Origin of the sequence: Muriicola sp. (assembly GCF_049669965.1) — a bacterium.
Classification (GTDB): Bacteria; Bacteroidota; Bacteroidia; order Flavobacteriales; family Flavobacteriaceae; genus Muriicola.
Map to the genome: position 1 here is coordinate 1 of NZ_JBATLB010000239.1, position 5395 is coordinate 5395.

Genomic DNA, 5395 nt, shown 5'->3' on the forward strand with positions numbered 1-5395 from the left:
ATTCATGGCAGAGACGTAACTTACACCACATAGTGCACTTAATTCCCCAAGATTTGGTTTTAACAGATAGACCCCGGCTTTGGCTCCTAAAAGTAATGGTTCTCCGGAGGTGTCAAGAATGAACTTCGCCATCTGTTTTTGTGTAATTTGGGCAATCCGCGCATAAAAATCAACAGGGACCCCCGGTGCCAAACTACCGCTTGCAACCACATAATCTCCTTCTGCCATGCAAACTTCCAACAACTCCAAACACTGCTGCCATTCCTTCTCTTCTATCACAGGGCCCGGCATACCAAAGCGGTATTGATGGTTATTGGCGGTATCAGTCACGGATAGGTTTTCTCTTGTCCATTTCTTAATATGCAACTGTTGTTGTTCTATTTCCTCCTGTTCTAAAAGGGAATGCAAATGGGTCCCCGGAGAACCCCCTGCCAGATAAATACAGAGGGAAGATCCTCCCAATTTCTTAATGGCTCTTGATACATTGATGCCCCCGCCTCCGGCATCAAATACCGGCTCTGCACATCTTAATTTACTGTTGGGGCGTATCCCATCTACCGTAGTGCTTTTATCTATGGCGGGGTTTACGGTAATAGTGATTATTTTTGACATGTGGCAGATAACTTATTCTTTAAATGAGCTTCCATTAGCTTAAAGGTAGATCGATTTTGTTAATATTCCCTATTTGGTAGGCCCTTTCCCAACATGATAACTTATCACTACAGTAATAAGTAGTATGAATAATCCAAAGATGGGACGGTGAGCCAATTAGGAAAGATTTAATGAAATTCTATGATCTGGCAGATTACGCAGATCTGAAAAGACCGGAGGTGTTTAATAGTTATGGGTGATTAGATCCCAAAGTAATTTTGAACACTTTTAATCACAATAGTAAATTAGAATGGCTAATACATCTACAAAAAGAAGATTGGAGGTAGAGAAAAGGGAACATCAAATCAGAAAAAAAATGGGTCCATAACGATGACGCTGAAGAGGAAGAAGAAAAAGAAGCCAAATTACAATCCCTCTAGCATTGAAACTGTCAAATTCATTTTCGAAAAAAGTAAAAATGGGGTTGTAGTCATCGATAATATTAGTTTTATGAAAGGCTTATAAAAAGCCTTGATCATTTTGTATATTTATAAGAATTCTGAAATCTCGTTTTTTCATCCAACCTAAAAAAACCCTATGAAATATTTATTAGCATTACTAATTATCTGTAGTACTACTTTAGCCTTTTCCCAAAAAAAGTCAAAAACAACAGATCTTCATTCTGAAGCCTTAGATGCATCTTTCTATGAAGGTTTGGAATGGCGTAATATAGGCCCCAATAGAGGTGGTCGCTCTTTAGGCATTGCAGGAAGCCCAGGTAGGCCCAATGAATATTATTTTGGGGCTACAGGTGGCGGACTATGGAAAACCGTTGATGGTGGAAATGAGTGGAAAGCAGTTACTGATGGTCAACTCACCAGCTCATCAGTAGGAGCGGTTGCCGTGGCAGAAACCAATCCCGATATCGTCTATATTGGAATGGGCGAAGTTCAATTGCGGGGAAGTATTACCCAAGGTGATGGTGTTTACAAGACCAGCGATGGAGGCAAAACTTGGCGGCATTTGGGTTTAAAGGAAACACAAGCAGTAGCCCGAATTCGAATACATCCTACCAATCCTAATATCGTGTATGTTGCCGCTTTGGGGCACCCATATGGCGATAACGAGCAACGAGGGGTATTCCGTAGTATAGATGGGGGAAATACTTGGGACAAGGTTCTGTACGTGAGTCCGAAAGCCGGTGCCGTTGACCTCATAATTGATCGTAACAATCCGAAGGTATTGTTTGCCAGTACATGGGAAGTACAGCGAAAAGCATGGAAAATGTGGGGCGGCGGTGGCGACTCTAAACTATGGAAATCCACAGATGGTGGCGACACATGGACCGACTTCACAAGCAACACAGGAATGCCTGCACCACCCATTGGAAAAATAGGAGTCACCATATCACCCGCCGATTCCAATCGGATTTGGGCCATTGTCGAAGCAAATGAAGGCGGTGTTTTTCGATCTGATGATGGCGGTATAACTTGGGAACGTACCAATGATGAACGTAAGTTACGTCAGCGCGCTTTTTATTATTCAAGAATTTATGCCGACCCATGGGACAAAGAAACCGTCTATTGTTTGAATACAGGATTTTATAAGTCTACTGACGGAGGCAAGACCTTTGGCACGACGATTAAAGTCCCGCATGGAGATAACCATGATTTATGGATTGATCCTAATAATCCTGACCGCATGGCCAACTCCAACGATGGTGGTGGAAACGTCAGTATTAATGGTGGAGAGAGCTGGACAGAACAAGATTATGTGACGACTCAGTTTTACCATGTCATGACCACTAGCGATGTACCCTATCATGTTGCAGGTGCTCAACAAGATAATAGTACTCTGGCAATGCCAAGCGATGGATGGGACCATAGGCAAGCTCGAGGTCCGAATCACGGATGGTACTATGCCGTTGGCGGTGGCGAAAGTGGATGGATTACGCAACACCCTGTTGATAAGGATATCTTTTATGCAGGAAGTCAGGGAGCATTATTAACTAGATACGACAGAAGTAACGGGCAAACCAGAGATATTCAGGTATACCCTCGTTTCTTTTCCGGCGAACCTGCAAGTGCACTTCCTGAGCGTTGGCAATGGACCTTTCCCATTATGTTCGCACCGCAAGACCCGAATGTGATGTATACCTGTTCACAACATGTGTGGAAAACAACGGATGATGGGCAATCTTGGGAAAAAATAAGTCCGGATTTGACATATGCCGATCCTGAAACCTTGGGGAAAACAGGAGGTATAATTACTATGGACATGAACGGGCCTGAAATATATGCTACTGTCTTTGCCCTGGCGCCTTCCAATCATGACATTAACACGATTTGGGCAGGTTCTGATGATGGTAAAATTCATATCACCCGTGATGGTGGAAAGAACTGGGAAAACATCACGCCGAAAAACCTCCCTAAATTTTCCCGGGTAAGTATCATCGATGAATCAAAGCACAGACCGGGCACCTTGTTCGTCGCTGCGAACCGCTATCAAGTAGATGACCGTCAACCTTATGTTTTCAAAACGCATGACTATGGCAAAACATGGACAAAGATTACCAGTGGTATAGAAGATGGCCATTTTGCACGTGCGGTTCGGGAAGATCCTGTTCGTCAAGGCTTATTGTTTTTAGGGACGGAACACGGTGTTTATTTCTCTATCAATGATGGTGAACTATGGCAAAGTCTCCAATTGAAACTTCCCGATACGCCTATTCGTGATTTGGTGGTAAAGGACAACGATGTGGTTTTGGGTTCGCACGGACGAGGTTTCTGGATTTTGGATGACATTCAACCCCTTCGCCAGTACCAACCAGAAATGAAAAATCAAACGGCTGTGCTCTTTGAACCCGCGGATCCCATAAGGGGAATCACTGAGGCATCTATTCAATACTATTTCAAAGAGCAGCAAGATACCATCACTTTTGAGATTTTGGACGCTACTAATAAATTGATCAATACCTTCACTGGAAGCAAACCAAAATACGAAGTAGACCCAGACCTGCCCTGGTGGCAAAAAGGAGGTTCTTCAAAACCTACCACTGCAAAAGGACTCAACACTTTTACCTGGGATTTAAGATACCCTGGTGCTACCGACTTTGAAGGTATGATTATATGGAGTGCTAGACCACAACGCGGACCAAAAGCACCCATTGGCACATATAAAGTGCGTATTAAAACCCAGGACTATGAAAAGACCGCTTCCTTTGAGGTACGAATGGACCCCAATTTAAAAGGAGTCACCAAAGAAGATTTGGATGAGCAATTTGATTTGGCAAATAAAATCATGCAAAAAACAAGTGCTGCTAATGAGGCAGTAATCCGCATTCGTTCAATTAAATCACATATCAATTCGAGTAAGGAAAAACTATCCGCTTCCGATTTGAAAAGAACGGTAACACCTTTCTTGGAAAAACTTTCCGCCATTGAGGAAGAATTGTATCAAGTAAAAAATCAATCGAATCAAGATCCCTTGAATTTTCCAATAAAATTGAACAATCGCCTCGCTTCTCTGCGGCGCAGTGTGGAAAATGGCGAAGCAAAACCAACGGATGGCGCCTATAAAGTGTTTAAAGAGCTAACCGCAGAACTCAATCAACATCTGGGTAATCTTAAAATCGTAATGGAAGAAGATCTGCCAAAAGTAAATTCCGCTTTAAAGAATATTGGCATTGAAGAAATCGAAGCTTCGGAATAATTCAATATAAAGCTGTGATTATGACAAGTAAGTCATGTATTTGTTGTATTTAATTGCTGTCCTGATCCTTTCTGGCAGCTATAAAAATGACAAAAAAGCGAACTCGGCCTATAAGAAGTTACAGTTGAGAAACCGCTTACTTTTACTAAGCTCCTTCTCCTGGGTCTGCGCTTATGAAAAGCTTCTCCCCCAAGTTTTGCCCAATAAAAAAGCCACCTACTTTGTGGATGGCTATAAATTATTTCGGGTAGTGTATTATTCTGAGCGTATTCCTAAGCATAAGTTTAAGCATCCTTTTGCCCTGATTTGTTTTAAAGTACTTTTCTCTGCGCTGTGCATCCTGTTGGCTCAGGTAATATTCACAAAAAATTAGTCTAAGTGGTCTGCGTTTTGAAGTACTCTTTGTCTTTCCGGCATTGTGGTTTTTTAGTCTCTGCTTAAGATTAGTCGTATAACCGTGATAAAACAATAAGTCTTTTTCACTCTGTAAGACATAAACGCAATACGGTAGTATCATTCTTCAATATACCTCATGACTCTGAAAGACTTTTGCAACAAAAAAAGCTCATGGAACATTCCATGAGCTTTAGTTTTAGATGGCTATGAAGTAGAACTTGCGTTCACTACATAGCCATAAAGCGAGCTTGTCTCTGCTTTATGGCTCCTCTTGGGCTTACCGCGAAAAGAGCGGCACAGGCTTCTCGCCCAAGTTTTAACAAATAAAAAAAGCCACCCACTTTATGGATGGCTTCGGTGTAGCGATGAAGCGAGCTGCGCTCTGCTTTATGGCTCCTCTTGGGCTCGAACCAAGGAAGATAAACCGTTCTATTCCAACTATTTGACAACTTGCCAACTTTACAGGTATCCGAATTGTATGCCTTTTTCTTCTATTCTTGATGACAAATACAATTTACAAAATTATCTAATAGTATATTTATTTTCAACATCTACCATTCTCAAATCCTTATCTTTAATTTTAAGGATGATTCACAAGTATCTCATCAAATAGAACAGAAGAGACTTTAAGTCTGAATAAAATCAAAAAAAGAAATATCATGGCTAAAAAAGAAATCAATTTCGACAAGTTTATAGG

3 protein-coding genes are annotated in these 5395 nt (G+C 41.6%); 1 reads left to right on the top strand and 2 read right to left on the bottom strand.

The window, feature by feature from the left end; translation table 11 throughout:
• The coding region (locus tag WBM49_RS12250; protein WP_424372339.1) for a 1-phosphofructokinase family hexose kinase at nt 1-612 on the bottom strand (612 nt) is incomplete at its 3' end.
• 576 nt (nt 613-1188) lie between these two features.
• Between WBM49_RS12250 and WBM49_RS12255 the strand changes: the two genes are divergently transcribed.
• Nucleotides 1189-4302 (top strand): WD40/YVTN/BNR-like repeat-containing protein, encoded by a 3114-nt coding sequence (locus WBM49_RS12255; protein WP_424372340.1) that lies wholly within the window; start codon nt 1189-1191, stop codon nt 4300-4302.
• A gap of 238 nt (nt 4303-4540) precedes the next feature.
• On the opposite strand, the gene WBM49_RS12260 is transcribed toward WBM49_RS12255, so the two are convergent.
• Nucleotides 4541-4819: a GIY-YIG nuclease family protein gene (locus WBM49_RS12260; protein WP_424372341.1), complete on the bottom strand. Its 279-nt coding sequence runs from the start codon at nt 4817-4819 to the stop codon at nt 4541-4543.
• Between the last annotated feature and the right edge of the window lie 576 nt (nt 4820-5395).